Below are 18,608 nucleotides of genomic sequence, written 5' to 3' on the forward strand. Positions count from 1 at the left end.
CATGCTCTACGCAATCATCGCCACCGACGTCGAAAACTCGCTGGAAAAACGCCTCAGCGTTCGCCCGGCGCACCTCGATCGCCTCAACGCGCTCAAGGATGAAGGCCGTCTGGTGCTGGCCGGTCCACACCCGGCAGTCGACAGCAACGACCCCGGCGCTGCCGGTTTCACCGGCAGCCTGATCGTTGCCGAGTTCGAATCACAAAGCGCCGCCAAGACGTGGGCCGAAGCCGATCCATTTGTTGCCGCTGGCGTCTATGCCAACGTCGTGGTCAAGCCGTTCAAGCAAGTCCTGCCCTGATCCCCGCCCTTCGACAACACCTGCACGCCCTGCTTCCAGCGAAGCAGGGCCGTCCTGCCGCCCCGCCCTTCATTCATCATTCCCGCCTGCCTGCCGATAACCTGCTCAATGTGCGAATTTACACGGCTCGGTAAAAGGGAGTTCAGATGCGTTCAGCGACGTGGTGTCTGTTGGCGATATTGATGACGGCGAGTGTGCAGGTAAACGCCGAGACGGTCGGTGAAGGTGGCGCAGTACAGCCTTTGCATCAGCCAGGCACCGCCAGCCAGATGGCCGACCTCCAGGTGCGTCTCAAGGACAGCGAGCGGCAGCGCGAAGAATTGACCCGGCAGTTGCAGAACGCCGATCCGGAACGCAACAACGCCTTGCTGACACGTTTGCGTCAGGAGAACCAAAAGCTCAAGTTGCAGCTCAAAGAAGCACTGTCCGCAGCGCCCCCGCGCCTGCTGACCGAGCAGCAACAATGGTTCATCGCAGGCGGTGGCGTTGCGATGTTCGCCCTTCTGTGCGGTATATTGGTCAGCGGTTGGCGTAGGCAACGTCGGCAGTGGCTAAATTGAGTGAGTCATGAGCGAGCTGTTACTAATTGATGATGATCAGGAACTGTGCGAACTGCTGAGCAGTTGGCTGAGCCAGGAAGGCTTTCAGGTGCGCGCCTGTCACGACGGGACCAGCGCGCGTCAGGCATTGGCCGACGCCGCACCCGCTGCCGTGGTGCTGGACGTGATGCTGCCTGACGGCAGCGGTCTGGAGTTGCTCAAGCAATTACGTGCCGACCACCCCGACCTGCCGGTGGTCATGCTCTCGGCACGCGGCGAGCCGCTGGACCGCATTCTGGGTCTGGAACTGGGCGCTGACGATTACCTGGCAAAGCCCTGCGACCCTCGCGAACTCACTGCCCGCCTGCGCGCCGTGCTGCGCCGCAGTCATCCGGTCGCATCATCCAGCCAGATCGAACTGGGCGACCTGACCTTCAGCCCGATGCGCGGTGTGGTCAGTGTCGACGAAAAGGAGCTGACCCTCACGGTGTCCGAAAGCCGCTTGCTGGAAGCGCTGATGCGCCAGCCCGGCGAACCGCTGGACAAGCAGGAACTGGCGCAACTGGCCCTGGGCCGCAAACTGACCCTGTACGACCGCAGTCTGGACATGCACGTCAGCAACCTGCGCAAGAAAATCGGCCCGCACGCCGATGGCCGCCCACGCATCGTCGCGCTGCGCAGCCGCGGCTATTACTACGCGCTTTGAGTCGCTTCACGTGGCAAGCCTGACGCAGCAAGTTGAAAGCCCGGCGCTTCTGGCGTGTAGCCTTAAGCTGACAACTTGCAACGGTCTCCTTACACAAGCTTTACCAAGCGCTGACTGCGCTTGACCTTGATCTCCCTAAACTGGGCTCATCGGCATCGAGCCGCACTAGAGACAAGGAGATACACAATGCGCAAGACCCTGATCGCTTTGATGTTTGCCACTGCCCTGCCGACCATTGCCATGGCCGCACCACCAGCGCCACCTGCCGGTGGCCCGGATGCTGACGCACCTGCCATGCACATGGATCGCGATGACCGCGGCCCTGGCCCTGGCCCACGTATGGATCGCGGCCCTGGCCCGATGGGACCGATGGCCGAGCTGGACCTGACACGTGAACAGCGTCAGCAGATCGAACGCTTGATGCGCGAGCAACGGCACGAGCGTCGCGAAATCACTCAAAGCTACCTGGAAAAAATGCCTGCTGCCGACCAGAAAGCAATGCACGACGAAATCGAAGCCAAACGCTCCAAGACCGACAGCGAAGTTCGTGCACTGCTGAGGCCTGACCAGCAGAAGCTGTTTGACGAGATCAAGAAGAAAGAAGATGAGCGTCGCGCCGAATGGGCCGAGTTCAAGGCCTGGAAAGCGGCAAAAGCAGCAAAAGCGCTGTAACCATCAGGCCTCGCGGCCGATGAGCTGAACACAACCCGGCATGCACGCGCATGCCGGGCTTTTTTACTGAGACCGAGGAAATCCCGTGCGTTCATTGTTCTGGCGAATCCTGGCCAGCTTCTGGCTGGCCATCGCTCTGGTAGGCGGCCTGTCGGTGCTCATGGGGCACATGCTCAATCAGGATGCGTGGATCCTCAGTCGTCACCCGGTGCTCAACTCGTTACCCGAACAGTGGACGCAACGCTTCGAGGACAAGGGCGCGGATAACGCTCAGGAATTTCTTCAGGACATCAAACGTCGCAATCGTATCGACACACAAGTGCTCAGCGACAGCGGCGAGCCGATGGTGCGTGGCACCTTCCCGCCGCGCGCCGCAGCTCTGGAAGCGCGGCAGCGGGAAGACGACGATCAGGGGCGCAAACTGCCCTGGCGCCGTCTGGCCACCGAATACAGCAGCCCTAAGACCGGCGAAACCTACCTGTTCATCTACCGCGTTCCGCACCCGGAGCTCGACGAATGGCACCGTCAGAGTCTGATGTGGCCGCTGAGCGCGCTGGGCATTGCGCTGGTGGTGCTGACCCTGTTCAGCCTGTTCGTGACGCTGTCGATTACCCGACCGCTGAGTCGCCTGCGCGGTGCAGTACACGACCTGGGGCAAACCAGCTATCAACAGCACAGCCTCGGACAACTGGCCAACCGGCGTGACGAGTTCGGCGTGCTGGCCAAGGACTTCAACCGCATGGGCGCGCGCCTGCAAAGCCTGATTGGCAGTCAGCGTCAGTTGCTGCGCGATGTGTCTCATGAATTGCGCTCACCGCTGGCCCGATTGCGCATCGCCCTGGCGCTGGCTGAACGTGCGGAGCCTGCCGAGCGTGAAAAGCTCTGGCCACGGTTGGGCCGTGAGTGTGACCGGCTGGAGGCGCTGATCAGCGAGATCCTGGCCCTGGCGCGCCTCGACGCCGAGCTTCGCGGCCCTGAGCCTGTCGACCTCGAAGCGCTGCTGCAGCGCCTGAAGAACGACACCCAACTGGACGGTATCGACCAGAACATTCGCGTCGAGGTGCAGGACAACCTGCAGTTCAAAGGCTGGCCGGACATGATCGAACGTGCGCTGGACAACCTGCTGCGCAACGCGCTGCGCTTCAACCCCTCCGGTCAGCGCATCGATCTGCAGGCAACTCAGGTCGGCGATCACGTCCGTCTGAGCGTCCGCGATCATGGTCCGGGGGTTGCCGACGAACATCTGGCACAACTGGGCGAGCCGTTTTACCGCGCCCCCGGCCAGACCACGCCCGGTCACGGCCTGGGGCTGGCGATCGCCAAACGCGCAGCGGAGCGACATGGCGGCACCCTGATGCTGGGCAATCACCCGGAAGGCGGGTTTATCGCCACGCTGGATCTGCCCAGAGAGCCGCTCAGTTTATCGTCTGTCTGATCAGCCCTGCCACTCGCTGACAAACCCGCCCACATCGACTTTTGGCGCTTCGCGCGGCGGGTTCAGCGGGGTGCCCAGGTACAGAAAGCCGAGCACTTCTTCGCCGGCTTCAAGGCCGAAGCCCTTGGCCACCTGCGGCGCATAGGACAGCTCGCCAGTCCTCCAGACCGCACCGACACCCAGTGCATACGCTGCCAGCAACACGCCATGTGCGGCGCATCCGGCGGTGATCCGCTGTTCCGAGTGCGGGACTTTGAAGTGGTCCTGCAAGCGCGCGATCACGACCACCACCAAGGGTGCACGCAATGGGCCAAGACGGGCCTTTTCCAGCGCCTGCGGGGTAACTTCAGCGCCACTCTCCTGCAGCGCCTGCGCCAGCATCTCGCCCATGCGGTCACGGGCCGCGCCTTCGACCGTCAGAAAACGATACGGCTTGAGCTGTCCATGGTCCGGCGCGCGCAATGCAGCACCGAACAGGATTTCCCGCTGCGCAGCGTCCGGGGCCGGGTCGACCAGTCGTGGAACCGATACACGATTGAGCAAAACGTCGAGCGCCTGCATGGACTGTCTCCTTGAAAAGTGATCGAGCATTCTAGAGCCTGTTTAGCGTCAATAACGAGTGCGACGGACAATTCGTTACCTCTGCGCTCGCAGCCGGTCCTCGGCGGCGCCGGTTTACATGCCCTCAAGCGCAGGTAGAATGGCGCCTTTCCTCACACCAGCCAGAGCCTGTCATGTCGTTGCCGACCTTGCGTATCATCGGTTTCATTATCGGCATCTTCCTGATCACCCTGGCTGTCGCCATGATCGTGCCCATGGCCACGCTGGTCATCTACGACCGTTTCGAGGACCTGCGCGAATTCCTGTGGGCCAGCGCCATTACCTTTATCGCCGGCCTGGCGCTGGTGGTGCCCGGACGCCCCGACAACGTTCAGTTGCGCCCGCGGGACATGTACATGCTGACCGTCTCCAGCTGGATCGTGGTGTGCATTTTCGCCGCCCTGCCCTTTCTGCTGACCCAGCACATCAGTTACACCGACTCGTTTTTTGAAAGCATGTCGGGCATTACTGCCACCGGTTCGACAGTACTCAGCAACCTGGACAGCATGTCACCGGGCATTCTGATCTGGCGTTCGATGCTGCACTGGCTGGGCGGCATCGGCTTCATCGGTATGGCCGTGGCGATTCTGCCCTTGCTGCGCATCGGCGGCATGCGTCTGTTCCAGACCGAGTCCTCGGATCGCTCGGAAAAGGTCATGCCCCGCTCGCACATGGTGGCCAAGTTCATCGTGCTCGCCTACGTCGGCTTTACCGCGCTGGGCAGCCTGGCCTTCTGGGCGGCGGGCATGAGTCTGTTCGACGCGATCAACCATGCGATGTCGGCGATTTCCACCGGCGGCTTCTCCACGTCCGACCAGTCGCTGGCCAAATGGCCGCAACCGGCGGTGCACTGGGTGGCGATCGTGGTGATGATCCTCGGCAGTCTGCCCTTTACCCTGTATGTCGCCACCCTGCGCGGCAATCGCAAGGCGTTGATCAAGGATGAGCAGGTTCAGGGGCTGATCGGGCTGCTGTTGATCACCTGGCTGGTCATGACGGTCTGGTACGCCAACACCACGGACCTGCCGTGGACCGAGGCGCTGCGCCATGTCGCGCTGAACGTGACCTCGGTGGTGACGACGACGGGTTTTGCACTGGGTGACTACAGCCTGTGGGGCAATTTCTCGCTGATGCTGTTCTTTTATCTGGGCTTTATCGGCGGCTGTTCCGGCTCGACAGCGGGCGGCGTGAAGATCTTCCGTTTTCAGGTGGCCTACATTCTGCTCAAGACCAACCTCAATCAACTGATCCATCCGCGCGCGGTGATGAAGCAGAAATACAATGGCCATCGACTGGACGATGAGATCGTGCGCTCGATCCTGACCTTTTCGTTTTTCTTTACGATCACTATCTGTCTGATCGCGCTGATGCTGTCGCTGCTCGGGCTGGACTGGATGACGGCGCTGACCGGCGCTGCCAGTACGGTATCGGGTGTAGGGCCAGGGCTGGGTGAGGTCATCGGGCCAGCGGGCAATTTCTCTACCCTGCCGGATGCGGCCAAATGGATTCTGTCCGGCGGCATGCTGCTTGGCCGTCTGGAAATCATTACTGTGCTGGTGCTCTGTGTACCGGCATTCTGGCGGCATTGAGGTCTGGCTGGGTGTCGGAGCGGACCGAGCGACGCTTCGCTTATTCGCGAAGACGGCATTTGATTTATCGTTCCCACGCGGAGCATTGGCACGATAGTCGTAAACATGAGCAGGACTCGAATACTCCACACCGGCACGACAGCCGGCTAAATTTGTGTATAACAATAAGAACCCACACGAGGACAGGCACCGTGGATACCATCAGGCGTTTTTCGAGCTTTGCCGAGTTCTATCCTTTCTATCTTGCCGAGCACAGCAGCGCTACCAGTCGGCGTCTGCATTTTGTCGGTACATCGCTGGTGATTTTCCTGCTGGCGTTTGGTGTGGGCAGCGGCCGGTGGGGGTTGTTGTGGCTGTTGCCGGTCGCGGGTTACGGCTTTGCCTGGGCCGGGCATTTCTTTTTCGAGAAGAATCGTCCGGCCACGTTCAAGCATCCGTTTTACAGCCTGCTCGGCGACTTCGTGATGTACCGCGACATGCTCCTGGGCAAGGTGCCGTTCTAGGCCGCTTGCTTCAGGCAAGCGTTTCGCTGGCGGGTTCCTCGACAGCAACCTGTTGCGCCTTCAAATGCGCATCCGCCAGACGGAACAGTTCGATGTTGCCGTCCAGGTGTTCGATCAGGGCGGTACAGGATTCGACCCAGTCGCCGCAGTTGAGGTATTCCACGCCGCCCACCTGACGGATTTCCGCATGGTGGATGTGCCCGCAGACCACCCCGTCCAGCCCGCGCTTCACGCATTCATGGGCGATGGCTTCCTCGAAATCGCTGATGAAATTCACCGCACTCTTGACCTTGTGCTTGAGGTACGCCGACAGCGACCAGTAGCCATAGCCGTACTTGGCGCGCCAGTGGTTGAGCCAGCGGTTGAGGGTCAGGGTGAATTCATAGGCCGAGTCGCCCAGAAAGGCCAGCCAGCGATGGTAACGGGTGATCACGTCGAACTGGTCGCCGTGAATGACCAGAAAGCGACGTCCATCGGCCGTCACGTGTTCGACTTCGTCGACCAGTTGGATGTTGCCCAGCACCAGCTTGGAGTAGCGGCGCAGGAATTCATCGTGATTGCCGGTGACGTAAATGACTTCAGTGCCGCGCTTGCTCATGGTCAGCAAGCGGCGAATCACGTTGGTGTGTGCTTGTGGCCAGTACATGCCGCCGCGCAGTTTCCAGCCATCGATGATGTCGCCGACCAGATACACCTTGTCAGCCTGATAGCGCTTGAGAAACGCGGAGAGGTGCTCGGCCTGGCAATCGCGCGTGCCCAGGTGAACGTCGGAAATCCACAAGGTGCGCACGCGTTGTTTGCGGCTGGGTGTGGCGAGCTGAGCACTGGTCATGTGACGACCTCCGGCAGGGTTTCCAGAAGAGTGGAGCATGCCGGTTAACCGAATGTGACACGTGCGTGGCGATGTCGTGACAGTCGCCTGTATTACTGAGCACTTTCCGGAGTATGGCGGTCGTTGTGGCCCAGATCGCGGGCCGGGTCGATCTGGTCACGCAGCCGCTGCTTGAGCACTTTGGCTTCGGGAAAGCCACCATCGGCCTTGCGTTCCCAGAGTTGTACGCCGTCGCAGGTAATGTGGAACACGCCGCCGGTGCCTGGCTGCAGCGAGACTTTACCCAGATCGTCGCTGAACGTGCTCAGCAGTTCCTGGGCCAGCCAGGCAGCGCGCAATAGCCATTGGCATTGAATGCAATAAGTGATGATGACTTCAGGTTTTTCGGCAGACATGGGCGTCCCCTTCGGAAATTCAGACGACCATGATACGCAGCGTGCGCCGAATCAACGAGCGTTGGCGAAGCGACGCAGCGCACTGAGGGTCACGTCCTGTTCCGGCGCTTGCGGAGCAGTATCGGCAGCCGCGTGCACCTTGACGCCCAGCAAGCCCAGCAAGCGGCTGCGAATCAGCTGGAACCCGGCCTGCCCGCTGTCACGCTGGCGCGGCAGGTCGACGCGAATGTCATCGGCAATCCTGCCATCGGCCAGCACGATGACACGGTCCGCGAGCAGGATCGCCTCATCGACATCGTGCGTCACCAACAGCACCGCCGGGGTGTGCTTGCGCCAGAGGTCGATGATCAGCTGATGCATGCGAATGCGCGTCAGGGCATCGAGTGCAGCGAAAGGCTCGTCGAGCAGCAACAGTTTTGGCTCACGGACCAGCCCCCGCGCCAGCGCCACACGCTGCGCTTCGCCACCGGACAAGGTGGCCGGAAAGGCATTCAGCCGATGCGCCAGGCCAACTTCGGTCAAGGCCGCTTCGGCCCGAGCCTTGGCATCGTTGATGCGCAGGCCGAGAACCACGTTTTTCCAGGCGCTTTTCCACGGCATCAGGCGCGGCTCCTGAAACACCGCCGCCCGCGCCACCGGCACACGCAGTTCGCCACTGTCGATCTCGTCCAGCCCGGCCAGGGTGCGCAGCAAGGTGGTCTTGCCAGAGCCACTGGCGCCGAGCAAGGCGACAAATTCACCTGGAGCAATGTCCAGATTCAGCCCGTCGATGACCCGTTGCCGGCCAAACTGACGCACCACGCTGCGCAGTTGCACAGGTGCCTGCCCTGCCTCGGGCGCGACAGTTGAAGTGTTGCGCAAATCGAGAGTCGCCATGTTTTCAATGCCTCACGAAGGTCGGCCGCCAGGCCAGCGCATAGCGCTCCAGCGTACGAATGATGCCGTCGATCACCAGGCCAAGGACGCTGTAGATCAACAGACAGATAACGATTACATCAGTGCGCATGAAGTCCCGCGCATCGCTGGCCAGATAACCGATGCCAGCGGTGGTGTTGATTTGCTCGACAAAGACCAGGGCCAGCCACGAAATCCCCAGTGAATAACGCAGCCCGACAAAAAACGCAGGCAACGAGCCGGGCAGGATGACGTGCCAGATCAGCTCGCGGCGGCTCAGCCCGAGCGTGTTGGCAGCCTCAATCAGTTTCGGGTCGATATTGCGGATGCCGGAGAACAGGTTCAGGTACACCGGAAAGGTGGTGCCCATGACGATCAGCGCCACTTTGGTGAACTCGCCAATGCCGAACCAGAGGATGAACAGTGGCACCAGTGCCAGCGAGGGAATGGTGCGCATCATCTGCATGGGCGAGTCGAGAACGATTTCGCCGCGTCGGGAAAGCCCGGTCACAAGCGCAGCCACCACGCCAATACTGACGCCGATGCTCAAGCCCAACAGCGCCCGTTGCAATGAAACCCACAAGTGGTGAGCCAGTTCGCCCGAGACGATCATCGACCAGAGCGTACCGCCGATCTGCGACGGCGCGGCAATCACGCGGACTGGCAGCAGCCCGGTGTGTGAGGCCAGTTCCCAGAGCAGCAACAGCGCCAGCGGGCTGAGTAGGCGCAAGACAGAGCCCGGCACTTGCCAGCGCGGGCGACCCGGTTGCGAGGCGCGGCCCTGTGCGGGTTTATTGACCACCAGAAAACCGGGTTCCGCGGGGATGAGTGTTGTGTCAGACATGGGTACATCCTTCCTGGACAAATCGGGCAAGGCGCACCCGATGCATTATGAAGGCCATATTATGAGCATAAGAACGCCGCGTGAAATTCGATTTAGAACTAAGCTAATAATTAAAATATTTGATCACCAACCGATACGATAATGCATATTTTTTATAATTAACTTAGACCGAAATCGAATTTCACAGCGTCTGCTCCTTGCCTTTATGGTGCCTCTCGACAAGGTCGAACGGACCTCAACCATTGGCAGGAGTTTTCATGAGCATCGAATTCATTGGCTATATCGCCACGCAACCCGGTTCTGAAATCCACCCGCGCAGCGGCGCGACCATCCAGCCCGACTACGTGAAGACCGTGGCCAAGGCTCATGAAGATGCCGGTTTTGATCGCGCACTGATCGCCTACCACTCCAACAGCCCGGACAGCACGCTGGTCGCAGCGCATGCCGCCAGCGTCACCACCAGACTGAAGTTTCTGGTCGCCCATCGCCCGGGCTTCATCGCCCCTACAGTGGCGGCACGGCAGTTCGCGACGCTGGACGTGTTCAATGGCGGGCGCACTGCCGTGCATATCATCACCGGCGGTGACGACAAGGAACTGCGTGCCGACGGCAGCCACATCGGCAAGGACGAACGCTACGCACGCAGCGACGAGTACCTCAGCGTGGTGCGTCAGGAATGGACCAGCGACAAGCCGTTCGATCATAACGGCACCTACTATCAGTTCGAGGGTGCGCACTCACTGGTCAAATCCCCGCAGCAGCCACATATCCCTCTGTACTTCGGCGGTTCCTCGGCAGCGGCAATTGCTGTGGCCGGTAAACACGCCGATGTTTATGCATTGTGGGGCGAGACATACGAACAGGTGCGTGACGTGGTGAAACAGGTTCGCGCCGAAGCCGCCAGACATGGGCGGACCATTCGTTTCAGCCTGTCATTGCGTCCGATTCTGGCCGAGACCGAGGAACAGGCCTGGGCACGCGCCGACAGCATTCTGGAAAAGGCCAAGGCCCTGGCAGACCGCAACGGCTTCGTACGTCGCGAACCACCGAATGAAGGATCACGCCGTCTGCTGGCCGCCGCAGCACAAGGATCGCGCCTGGACAAGCGCCTGTGGACAGGCATTGCCGGCCTGCTCGGCGCCCAGGGCAATTCGACCTCGCTGGTCGGTACCCCGGAACAGGTCGCTGAAGCGCTGCTGGATTACTACGACCTGGGCATTACCACTTTCCTGATTCGCGGCTTCGATCCATTGGAAGATGCCATCGACTACGGCAAGAAGCTGATCCCGCTGACTCGCGCATTGGTGGCGCAGCGTGAACAGCAGGCTCGTGAACAGGTCGCCTGATTCAACCCATACCCTGCGGGCCGGTCTGACGCCCAGCGCCAGACCGCCTGCCCGCGTTGCGGTGTTCAGGCGGCGGCCGAGACAGGCTTGAGCGACCGGGCCACCAGTGCGCCAAAGGCTTCGACCGGCGCTTGCAGGTTACCCAGGAAGCGCGGGTAGAACAGCCACAAGTCCATCACCGGCTTGAAGTCCTTGAGCGGCAACGCCACCAACTGCTCGCGGTGCGCGCTTCGTTCCAGCAACGGCCTGGGCACCAGGCCAAGTCCCATGCCATCGGCCACCAGCCCCAGTTGCAGCTCGGTGCCGAAGGTTTCCAGATTGACCTTCATGCTCAGGCCCTGATCGGTCAGCGTGCGCTGCAAACCTGCACGAAAGCCGCAACCGTCCGGATTCAGCACCCAGCCCTGCTCATAACAGTCTGCCAGCTTGCCGGGCTTTTTCGGCACCAGGCCCTTGGCGCAGACCACCACCAGCTCCATCTTGCCAATCGACTGACCAATGATGTTGTCCGGAAATATCTTGCCTGCCGGAAACAGTGCAGCCGCCGCATCCAGCTCGCCGTTTTCGATCTTGCCGATCAGGTGGCTGCCCCAACCGGTGCTGACCTGGGCACGCAGATCGGGAAATTCCCCACGCAACTGCTTGAGCGCATCGAGCAGCACCACGTCACCGATGGTTTGTGGCACGCCCAGACGCAGTAGACCGCTGGGCGGCGTGTCACTGGCCACCAGCTCGCGCAACGAATCCATCTCGCGCAGAATCGCCAGGCACTTCTGGTACACCTGAAGACCCATCGGAGTCGGCTTGAGCGGCTTGGTATTGCGGTCGAACAGCTCGACCCCGAGGGCTTGCTCGAAATTCTGCACCCGGCGCGTGATGGCGGGCTGGGTCAGGTCCAGCGATTCAGCGGCGTGGCTGATCGACTGGCAGCGGATGACTGCAACGAACGCATCGATATCATCAATCTTCATTCGGACCGCACATAAAGAAGAGATTAAACATAGGCAAAAAGCATAGTACCAGCAGGCGCTCATGGATAGCCCGAGCGTAGATTTCGCGGATTACCACAAAGAAGTAAAAGACGTTTTCGTTATAACCTAATCATTAAAAAATAGCATATTAAATATCCATATTATGCTTACATCAAACCATTGCCCGACCTTGATCTGGAAATGGACATGACTCAGAACCGACACCCGGAACGACTCGGGGCCTTTATCGATGCACTCACCGAACTGCTTGGCAGCGAACCGCACGAAGGCGATCTGTTGCGCCGCGGCGGCAAGCTGCTGGCGCAACTGGTCAGCCACGATGACTGGCTGGCAGAAGAGTTCGCCGTACCCGATGCCAATCGCTACCAGCAATTTTTGCTGCATGTCGATCCACAGCAGCGCTTTTCGGTAGTCAGTTTCGTCTGGGGGCCAGGGCAACGCACGCCGATTCACGACCATCGCGTATGGGGGCTGATCGGCATGTTGCGCGGCGCGGAAGATTCCCAGGGTTACCTTCGCAACGCGCAAGGACGCCTGGAAACCAGCGGCCCGGCGATTCGCCTGCAACCGGGCCAGGTCGAGGCGCTGTCACCGCACAGCAACGATGTTCATCAAGTCAGCAACGCCTTCAGCGATCAGGTGTCGATCAGCATCCACGTTTACGGCGCCGATATCGGCACCGTAAAGCGTGCGGTCTATGACCTCGACGGCACCGAAAAACTGTTCATTTCCGGCTATTCGAACGCCGTAGTCACTGCCCATCAGGATCAGCCAACAGGGAGCCCGACCCCATGACCACATCTGCCACCCGATCATTCGCCGATATTCGCCAGGCCTTGCTGGACCGCCAGGAGCTGGCCTTGGTAGATGTCCGCGAAGAGGCCCCCTTTGCCCAGGCTCATCCACTGTTTGCCGTGAACATCCCGCTGTCGAAGCTGGAGCTGGAGGTTTTCTCCCGCATTCCGCGACGCGACACTGCCGTGACCCTGTACGACGATGGCGAAGGCTTGGCGCAGGTCGCCCTGCAACGCCTGCAGACACTGGGCTACAGCAACATGAAGCTGCTCGACGGCGGCCTGCAGGGCTGGCGCACGGCTGGCGGCGAACTGTTCATCGACGTGAATGTGCCGAGCAAGGCGTTTGGCGAGCTGGTGGAGCATCACCGCGCCACCCCGTCGCTGGCCGCAGAAGAGGTCAAGCGCCTGCTCGACAGCAATGCCGACGTGGTGGTGCTCGATGCCCGGCGCTATGACGAATACCAGACCATGAGCATTCCTGGCGGCATCAGCGTACCGGGTGCCGAACTGGTGCTGCGGGCACGTGAGCTGGCACCGGATCCCACTACTCGAATCATCGTCAATTGTGCCGGTCGCACGCGCAGCATCATCGGCACCCAGTCACTGGTCAACGCGGGCCTGCCCAACCCGATCAACGCGCTGCGCAATGGCACGATTGGCTGGCTTTTGGCCGGTCAGACGCTGGACCATGGCCAGAACCGGCGCTTTGCGGCAGTCAGTGAAGAGACCCGCGAAACCGCCAGTGCCGATGCACGCAAAGTGGCCGATCGCGCCAGCGTCAAACGTGCCAGCCGTGCTGATCTGCAAAACTGGCAAGCCGATGCGTCACGTACCACTTACCTGTTCGATGTCCGCACCCCGGAAGAGTTTGCCAAAGGCCATCTGCCAGGCGCGCGCTCTACACCGGGCGGGCAATTGGTGCAGGAAACCGATCATTTCGCCAGCGTCCGCGGTGCGCGAATCGCTCTACTGGACGACGACGGCGTACGCGCCAACATGTCGGCGTCCTGGCTGGCGCAATTGGGTTGGGACGTGTCGGTGCTCGATGACCTGGATGCAGCAGACTTCAGCGAACAGGGCGACTGGGACGCGCCCTTCCCGACGCCACCGCAGGTGGAGGCGATCAGCGTCGAGACCCTCGCCCACTGGCAGACACAGGTCAACGTGGCGGTGCTGGATTTCACCGCCAGCGCCAACTATGTCAAACAGCACATTCCCGGTGCCTGGTGGACCTTGCGCGCCGACCTCAAACAGGCGCTGGGCAAGCTGCCACCCGCTGACCGTTATGTTCTGACCTGCGGCAGCAGCCGTCTGGCGCGCTTTGCCGTAGCCGACCTCGAAGCGTTGACCGACAAGCCGGTGTTTCTGCTCGAAGGCGGCACCGCCAGCTGGATCAAGGCCGGTCTGCCGCTGGAACACGGCGAAAGCCGACTGGCCTCGCCACGCATCGATCGCTACCGCCGCCCGTACGAAGGCACCGACGCACCGCGCGAAGCCATGCAGGCGTATCTGGACTGGGAATTCGGCCTGGTGGAGCAGCTGGGACGTGACGGCACACACGGGTTTTATGTGATTTGAGCGGACAAACGACCATCGTGCCAATGCTCTGCGTGAGGAACGATGGGTGTCTGGACGACCAATCAACTCAATGGAGAAACACCTCGATGCTGCCTTTTTTCAAATCCGCCCGCCCCTTTAAAAGCCTGCTGCTGGGCGCACTGCTCAGCCTGCTGGCAGGTCAGCAGGTGCTGGCTGCCGAGCAGGCGCCGCTGCTGGTCGCCAATCAGAAGTCGCTGCTGAAAATCCTGCTGCAGGTCTCCGGAGAGCTCAAAGACGTGCCTTACGAGATCCAGTTTTCCGAATTCCCCTCGGCAGCCCCGCTGGGAGAGGCACTGAATGCGGGCGCGGTGGATATCGGTGCGCTGGGTGATGCGCCTTATGTATTCGCTCTGGGCGCGGGTGCCCCCCTGAAAGTGGTCAGCATCACCCATGCCCGGGGCCGCTTCACCACCGCTGTGCTGGTGCCCAAGGACTCGCCGATCAAGACCGTTGCCGACCTCAAGGGCAAGCGCATCGTTACCGGACGCGGTTCCATCGGCCATTATCTGGCGATCCGCGCCCTGCATGAGGCCGGGCTGAAAACCAGTGACGTCACTTTCATCAATCTGCTACCCAGTGAATCGCGTCTGCTGCTGGACAGTGGCGATGCGGACGCCTGGGCGACCTGGGACCCGTACACCACGATCTCCATCACGCAAAGCGACGCGCGGGTGCTGGTCAGCGGCAGCGAGCTGCTGAGCAACCACCTCTACCTTGCCGCAACCAGCAAGGCCATCGAAGGCAAGCGCGCGCAACTGGACGATTTCGTTGCGCGTGTGGAACGCGCCTTCAATTGGTCCAACGCCCATCCCGAGGAGTACGCAGCGGCCCAGGCGAAAGTCACCGGCCTGCCCCTGGCGGTGCATCTGGCGGTAGCCAAGGCGACGAAAATGCAACGTACGCCGATTGACGATCAGATTGTCCAGGGCCTGCAAAACACGGCCGACACTTACCTGGCTGAAGGCATCCTGAGCAAACGGATCGACGTTTCGACAGGCTTCGACAAAAGCTTCAACGCATCGCGCGCGCAGATCGCGCAGGCCACCGCCCCATAAACGCTGCGACAAGGACACCGCATGACACTCTCGCCCCTGCGCCCTATCCAGCGCCAGTTGCATAACGCGCCCGAGTCCGACGAGGACTTCAGCAAACGGCTGGCGGAACTGACCGCAGCACTGGCCGAAACCGCCGAGCAATACGACATCAGCGCGCAATTTCCCCATGCCAACTTCCAGTTGCTGCACGCTCACGGCCTGCTTGGCCTGACCGTTCCGACCGAACTGGGCGGCGGCGGTGCCGACTTGCCCCGTGCTCAACAGGTGATCAGTGCGGTGGCCAGGGGAGAGCCGTCGACGGCGCTGATTCTGGTCATGCAATACCTGCAGCATTCAAGGCTGCAGGAGAACCGCAACTGGCCAAGCCATCTGCGCGTGCAAGTGGCCGAACAAGCCGTGCGCGAGGGCGCGTTGATCAACGCTCTGCGCGTCGAGCCCGATCTGGGAACGCCCGCGCGGGGTGGCCTGCCAGGCACCATCGCGCGCCGCACCGCTCAAGGCTGGCGCATCAGCGGCAGCAAGATCTACTCCACCGGCAGCCACGGTCTGACCTGGTTTGCCGTGTGGGCGCGCAGCGATGACGATGACCCGCTGGTGGGCAGCTGGCTGGTCCACAAGGACACGCCGGGCATCACCATCATTGAGGACTGGGATCATCTGGGCATGCGCGCCACCAGCAGCCACGAAGTCAGATTCGACAACGTGCTGGTGCCACTTGATCACGCCGTCAGCGTCAGCCCGTGGAGCGCCCCACAATCCGAACTGGATGGATCGGGCCTGCTGTGGATGTCGGTGCTGCTGTCGTCGGTCTACGACGGCATCGCTCAATCCGCCCGCGACTGGCTGGTGCACTGGCTGGAACAGCGCACGCCCTCCAACCTCGGCGCGTCGCTGTCGACCTTGCCGCGCTTTCAGGAAACCGTCGGGCAGATCGATACCCTGCTGTTCGCCAATCGCAGCCTGTTGCAATCGGCTGCCCATGGGCACACACCTGCCCAGCACGCCGGGCAGATCAAATACCTGGTGACCGGCAACGCCATCCGCGCGGTAGAGCTGGCCATCGAGGCTTCGGGGAATCCGGGACTGTCACGCAGCAACCCGTTGCAGCGCCACTACCGCAACGTCTTGTGCGGTCGGGTGCACACCCCCCAGAACGACGCAGTACTGACGGGCGTGGGCAGGGCGGCCTTTGCGGCGCGCAGCAAAGACCATTAACCCCCTGTCAGAGCAGTGACGGCGGTTCGAACGCCGTCACCGGCGGCAGATCCTGGTCCCATTTGACGATGTCCACCGATGCCGTCTGCGCTGCACAACCCTGTGACAGGCTGGAGGCGCCTACATCTTCGGTGATCACATTCGGGTTGCCGTGTTTTTCCAGGCTGCCCCGTCCGCCGTGCACCAGCGGGTCGAACCAGGCCCCGGTGGCAATCTGCACTACGCCGGGGCGAATGCCGTCCGAGACGATCACCCCGGCCAGAAACGCGCCCCGCTCGTTGAACACCTTGACCACATCGCCATCGACCAGTCCGCGTGCGCGAGCATCCAGCGGATTAAGGGTCAGCGGCTCGCGCGCCTGAATTTTCGAGGAGCGACTGTAGCTGCCGTGGTCGTACTGGCTGTGCAGACGGGTTTTCGGTTGGTTGGACAGCAAGTGCAGCGCGTGGGCTGGCCGAGGCTTCTCCAGCCACACCGGGTGACCGGGGCAATCGGCATAGCCAAAGCCTGCGATGCGCTCGGAGAAAATTTCGATGCGCCCGGACGGTGTCGGCAACGGATGCGCGTCTGGGTCTTGGCGAAAGGATTCGAGCAGTATGTTGTCGGTGTGCGGGTAGTCTATTTCCAGTACACCGTCACGCCAGAACTGCTCGAACTCCGGCAGGGTGATGCCAAACGTTTCGGCCCGTTGCCGAGACTCGTCATAGATAAAGTGCAGCCATTCCTGGGCATCCCGGCCTTCGGTAAACGCCTGTGCCACCCCCAGTCGCTCGGACAGCGCGGCCAGGATCGAGTAGTCGTCACGCGATTCGCCCACTGGCTCGATCGCCTGCTGCATGGCGATCATGAAGCGGTCGGAGGCCGAACTGCCGATGTCATTGCGCTCCAGAGCCGTGGTGGCCGGCAATACGATGTCGGCATAGCGCGCCTGGGCGGTCCAGAACTGTTCGTGAACGATGATGGTTTGCGGCCGCTGCCACGCCTCCAGCAGCCGATTGAGGTCCTGATGGTGGTGAAAGATATTGCCACCCGCCCAGTACACCAGGCGAATGTCCGGGTACGTGCGCTGCTGTCCGTTGTAATCGAAGGGTGTGCCGGGATTGAGCAGCATATCCGTCACCCGCGCGACCGGAATGAAGTCCGTGACCGGGTTGCTGCCTTGGGAAAAGCGCGGCCCCGAGAACGCCTTGCGGCCACTGCCGGTGTTGTTCATGCAACCATACCCCAGGCCGAAACCGGCACCGGGCAAACCGATCTGCCCCAACAGCGCGGCCAGGGTTACCGTCATCCAGAAGGGTTGCTCGCCGTGTATCGAGCGCTGCAATGAATAGGCGACGTTGATCATGGTGCGCTTGCTGGCCATGCGTCGTGCCAGCTCGACAATCTGCTGCGCAGGAATATCGGTCAGCGCCTCGGCCCAGCGCGGGTCTTTCGGCTGGCCATCGGTGTGGCCCAGCAGATAATCGCGAAAACGCTCATAGCCCACGGTATAGCGCTGGACGAAATCCTCGTTGTGCAGCCCTTCGCTGATCAACACCCAGGACAGCGCCATCATCAACGCCGTGTCGCTGCCGGGACGTACCGCCAGCCACTGGTTATGCGTCGGGCCAACCAGATCGTCACGCAGCGGGCTGACATTGACGAACTGCACGTCCGCGGCGGACATGCGTCGCAGCGCGTCGCCCAACAGATGGTCGCTGGCACCGCCAGGGCTGGTCTGCGCATTCTTGGCGGGCAAGCCACCGAACGCGACGAACAGCTGACAATGCTCGGCCAGGTTCTTCCACGAGGTATGCGCCGCCAGCAGCCAGTCCATGTTGCCGACGATGTGCGGCATCAGCACCCGCCCGGCACCCAGGCTGTAGCTGTCGGTGCTGAACACATAACCGCCGATGCAGTTGAGGAAGCGATGCAACTGGCTTTGTGCGTGATGAAAGCGCCCCGCGCTGCCCCAGCCGTAGCTGCCGCCAAAAATAGCCTGATTGCCGTGTTCGTGCCTGACTCGCTGCAACTCGCTGGCGACCAGATCCAGCGCGACGTCCCAGGAGACCTCGACAAACGGCTCCTGACCACGCAGATCGGGTCGTCCACCGGCCTGCTGAAGAAAACTGCGGCGTATCGCCGGGCGCCTGATGCGGGTCGGTGAGGTAATGGCGTCGGCAACCGAATCGCCTATCGGAGAAGGGTCCTTGTCCCATTCTGCGGGCAGCAGCCCGGCCAACTTGCCGTCCTCGACTTGTGGACGATAAGCGCCCCAATGCAGTGATGTGAAACTCATGGTGAAGGCCCCCGGA

Annotated in this window: 19 protein-coding genes; 12 read left to right on the forward strand and 7 right to left on the reverse strand. The window is 61.5% G+C overall.

Annotation, left to right across the window (positions count from 1 at the left end; translation table 11 throughout):
• The first annotated feature begins 1 nt into the window (after position 1).
• The 5 genes from PI739_RS11010 (at position 2) to PI739_RS11030 (ending at position 3,653) form a co-directional block, all read left to right on the forward strand.
• Positions 2–301, forward strand: coding sequence for a YciI family protein (locus tag PI739_RS11010; RefSeq protein WP_054080871.1), 300 nt, complete (start codon positions 2–4; stop codon positions 299–301).
• Between the two features lie 146 nt (positions 302–447).
• Complete coding sequence (locus tag PI739_RS11015; RefSeq protein WP_054080870.1) at positions 448–861, forward strand: SH3 domain-containing protein; 414 nt, start codon at positions 448–450, stop codon at positions 859–861.
• A gap of 7 nt (positions 862–868) precedes the next feature.
• Complete coding sequence (locus tag PI739_RS11020; protein WP_054080869.1) at positions 869–1,546, forward strand: response regulator transcription factor; 678 nt, start codon at positions 869–871, stop codon at positions 1,544–1,546.
• A 186-nt stretch (positions 1,547–1,732) separates the two neighbouring features.
• Complete coding sequence (locus tag PI739_RS11025; RefSeq protein ID WP_003434514.1) at positions 1,733–2,218, forward strand: Spy/CpxP family protein refolding chaperone; 486 nt, start codon at positions 1,733–1,735, stop codon at positions 2,216–2,218.
• Between the two features lie 85 nt (positions 2,219–2,303).
• The gene (locus PI739_RS11030; protein ID WP_003369832.1) at positions 2,304–3,653 is read left to right on the forward strand and encodes a sensor histidine kinase; all 1,350 of its coding nucleotides are present in this window, start codon (positions 2,304–2,306) and stop codon (positions 3,651–3,653) included.
• Here the strand turns inward: PI739_RS11030 and PI739_RS11035 are convergent, their stop codons facing one another.
• Complete coding sequence (locus PI739_RS11035; protein ID WP_054080868.1) at positions 3,654–4,214, reverse strand: nitroreductase family protein; 561 nt, start codon at positions 4,212–4,214, stop codon at positions 3,654–3,656.
• Positions 4,215–4,387: 173 nt separating this feature from the next.
• On the opposite strand from PI739_RS11035, the gene PI739_RS11040 reads away from it, so the two are divergent.
• Positions 4,388–5,842 (forward strand): TrkH family potassium uptake protein, encoded by a 1,455-nt coding sequence (locus tag PI739_RS11040; protein WP_003369828.1) that lies wholly within the window; start codon positions 4,388–4,390, stop codon positions 5,840–5,842.
• A gap of 191 nt (positions 5,843–6,033) precedes the next feature.
• Complete coding sequence (locus PI739_RS11045; protein WP_003393857.1) at positions 6,034–6,345, forward strand: Mpo1-like protein; 312 nt, start codon at positions 6,034–6,036, stop codon at positions 6,343–6,345.
• 10 nt (positions 6,346–6,355) lie between these two features.
• Here PI739_RS11045 and PI739_RS11050 read toward each other — a convergent pair whose 3' ends face one another.
• The 4 genes from PI739_RS11050 to PI739_RS11065 all read right to left on the reverse strand — a co-directional run bounded on the left by PI739_RS11050 (position 6,356) and on the right by PI739_RS11065 (position 9,310).
• On the reverse strand, positions 6,356–7,177 hold the full coding sequence (locus PI739_RS11050) for a UDP-2,3-diacylglucosamine diphosphatase (RefSeq protein WP_003342638.1): 822 nt from the start codon (positions 7,175–7,177) through the stop codon (positions 6,356–6,358).
• A gap of 92 nt (positions 7,178–7,269) precedes the next feature.
• Positions 7,270–7,572 (reverse strand): Rdx family protein, encoded by a 303-nt coding sequence (locus PI739_RS11055; RefSeq protein WP_003369824.1) that lies wholly within the window; start codon positions 7,570–7,572, stop codon positions 7,270–7,272.
• Between the two features lie 51 nt (positions 7,573–7,623).
• Positions 7,624–8,448: an ABC transporter ATP-binding protein gene (locus tag PI739_RS11060; RefSeq protein WP_054080867.1), complete on the reverse strand. Its 825-nt coding sequence runs from the start codon at positions 8,446–8,448 to the stop codon at positions 7,624–7,626.
• Positions 8,449–8,452: 4 nt separating this feature from the next.
• Complete coding sequence (locus PI739_RS11065) at positions 8,453–9,310, reverse strand: ABC transporter permease (RefSeq protein ID WP_003434499.1); 858 nt, start codon at positions 9,308–9,310, stop codon at positions 8,453–8,455.
• 257 nt (positions 9,311–9,567) lie between these two features.
• Here PI739_RS11065 and PI739_RS11070 point away from each other — a divergent pair, with 257 nt between their 5' ends.
• Positions 9,568–10,656 (forward strand): LLM class flavin-dependent oxidoreductase, encoded by a 1,089-nt coding sequence (locus tag PI739_RS11070; RefSeq protein WP_003434496.1) that lies wholly within the window; start codon positions 9,568–9,570, stop codon positions 10,654–10,656.
• A 65-nt stretch (positions 10,657–10,721) separates the two neighbouring features.
• On the opposite strand, the gene PI739_RS11075 is transcribed toward PI739_RS11070, so the two are convergent.
• The gene (locus tag PI739_RS11075) at positions 10,722–11,627 is read right to left on the reverse strand and encodes a LysR family transcriptional regulator (RefSeq protein ID WP_003434494.1); all 906 of its coding nucleotides are present in this window, start codon (positions 11,625–11,627) and stop codon (positions 10,722–10,724) included.
• 207 nt (positions 11,628–11,834) lie between these two features.
• On the opposite strand from PI739_RS11075, the gene PI739_RS11080 reads away from it, so the two are divergent.
• The 4 genes from PI739_RS11080 (at position 11,835) to PI739_RS11095 (ending at position 16,314) form a co-directional block, all read left to right on the forward strand.
• Complete coding sequence (locus PI739_RS11080) at positions 11,835–12,443, forward strand: cysteine dioxygenase family protein (RefSeq protein ID WP_054080866.1); 609 nt, start codon at positions 11,835–11,837, stop codon at positions 12,441–12,443.
• Positions 12,440–14,023 carry a rhodanese homology domain-containing protein gene (locus PI739_RS11085; RefSeq protein ID WP_271351817.1) on the forward strand — a complete coding sequence of 528 codons (1,584 nt, stop codon included), beginning with the start codon at positions 12,440–12,442 and terminating at the stop codon, positions 14,021–14,023. Before PI739_RS11080 ends, PI739_RS11085 begins: the two co-directional genes overlap by 4 nt.
• Before the next feature lie 86 nt (positions 14,024–14,109).
• Positions 14,110–15,099: an ABC transporter substrate-binding protein gene (locus PI739_RS11090; RefSeq protein ID WP_054080864.1), complete on the forward strand. Its 990-nt coding sequence runs from the start codon at positions 14,110–14,112 to the stop codon at positions 15,097–15,099.
• Between the two features lie 21 nt (positions 15,100–15,120).
• Positions 15,121–16,314 carry an acyl-CoA dehydrogenase family protein gene (locus PI739_RS11095; protein ID WP_054080863.1) on the forward strand — a complete coding sequence of 398 codons (1,194 nt, stop codon included), beginning with the start codon at positions 15,121–15,123 and terminating at the stop codon, positions 16,312–16,314.
• 7 nt (positions 16,315–16,321) lie between these two features.
• On the opposite strand, the gene PI739_RS11100 is transcribed toward PI739_RS11095, so the two are convergent.
• Positions 16,322–18,592, reverse strand: coding sequence for a molybdopterin guanine dinucleotide-containing S/N-oxide reductase (locus PI739_RS11100; RefSeq protein ID WP_054080862.1), 2,271 nt, complete (start codon positions 18,590–18,592; stop codon positions 16,322–16,324).
• Between the last annotated feature and the right edge of the window lie 16 nt (positions 18,593–18,608).

Source organism: Pseudomonas cerasi (genome assembly GCF_027983475.1).
Classification (GTDB): domain Bacteria; phylum Pseudomonadota; class Gammaproteobacteria; order Pseudomonadales; family Pseudomonadaceae; genus Aquipseudomonas; species Aquipseudomonas cerasi.

Excerpts from the sequence above, each read along its gene's own strand:
- PI739_RS11065 (WP_003434499.1), bottom strand. The coding sequence starts at position 9,310 with ATGTCTGACACAACACTCATCCCCGCGGAACCCGGTTTTCTGGTGGTC.
- PI739_RS11070 (WP_003434496.1), top strand. The coding sequence starts at position 9,568 with ATGAGCATCGAATTCATTGGCTATATCGCCACGCAACCCGGTTCTGAA.
- PI739_RS11010 (WP_054080871.1), top strand. The coding sequence starts at position 2 with ATGCTCTACGCAATCATCGCCACCGACGTCGAAAACTCGCTGGAAAAA.
- PI739_RS11085 (WP_271351817.1), top strand. The coding sequence starts at position 12,440 with ATGACCACATCTGCCACCCGATCATTCGCCGATATTCGCCAGGCCTTG.
- PI739_RS11095 (WP_054080863.1), top strand. The coding sequence starts at position 15,121 with ATGACACTCTCGCCCCTGCGCCCTATCCAGCGCCAGTTGCATAACGCG.
- PI739_RS11100 (WP_054080862.1), bottom strand. The coding sequence starts at position 18,592 with ATGAGTTTCACATCACTGCATTGGGGCGCTTATCGTCCACAAGTCGAG.
- PI739_RS11020 (WP_054080869.1), top strand. The coding sequence starts at position 869 with ATGAGCGAGCTGTTACTAATTGATGATGATCAGGAACTGTGCGAACTG.
- PI739_RS11060 (WP_054080867.1), bottom strand. The coding sequence starts at position 8,448 with ATGGCGACTCTCGATTTGCGCAACACTTCAACTGTCGCGCCCGAGGCA.
- PI739_RS11050 (WP_003342638.1), bottom strand. The coding sequence starts at position 7,177 with ATGACCAGTGCTCAGCTCGCCACACCCAGCCGCAAACAACGCGTGCGC.
- PI739_RS11015 (WP_054080870.1), top strand. The coding sequence starts at position 448 with ATGCGTTCAGCGACGTGGTGTCTGTTGGCGATATTGATGACGGCGAGT.
- PI739_RS11025 (WP_003434514.1), top strand. The coding sequence starts at position 1,733 with ATGCGCAAGACCCTGATCGCTTTGATGTTTGCCACTGCCCTGCCGACC.
- PI739_RS11055 (WP_003369824.1), bottom strand. The coding sequence starts at position 7,572 with ATGTCTGCCGAAAAACCTGAAGTCATCATCACTTATTGCATTCAATGC.
- PI739_RS11040 (WP_003369828.1), top strand. The coding sequence starts at position 4,388 with ATGTCGTTGCCGACCTTGCGTATCATCGGTTTCATTATCGGCATCTTC.
- PI739_RS11035 (WP_054080868.1), bottom strand. The coding sequence starts at position 4,214 with ATGCAGGCGCTCGACGTTTTGCTCAATCGTGTATCGGTTCCACGACTG.
- PI739_RS11090 (WP_054080864.1), top strand. The coding sequence starts at position 14,110 with ATGCTGCCTTTTTTCAAATCCGCCCGCCCCTTTAAAAGCCTGCTGCTG.
- PI739_RS11075 (WP_003434494.1), bottom strand. The coding sequence starts at position 11,627 with ATGAAGATTGATGATATCGATGCGTTCGTTGCAGTCATCCGCTGCCAG.
- PI739_RS11080 (WP_054080866.1), top strand. The coding sequence starts at position 11,835 with ATGACTCAGAACCGACACCCGGAACGACTCGGGGCCTTTATCGATGCA.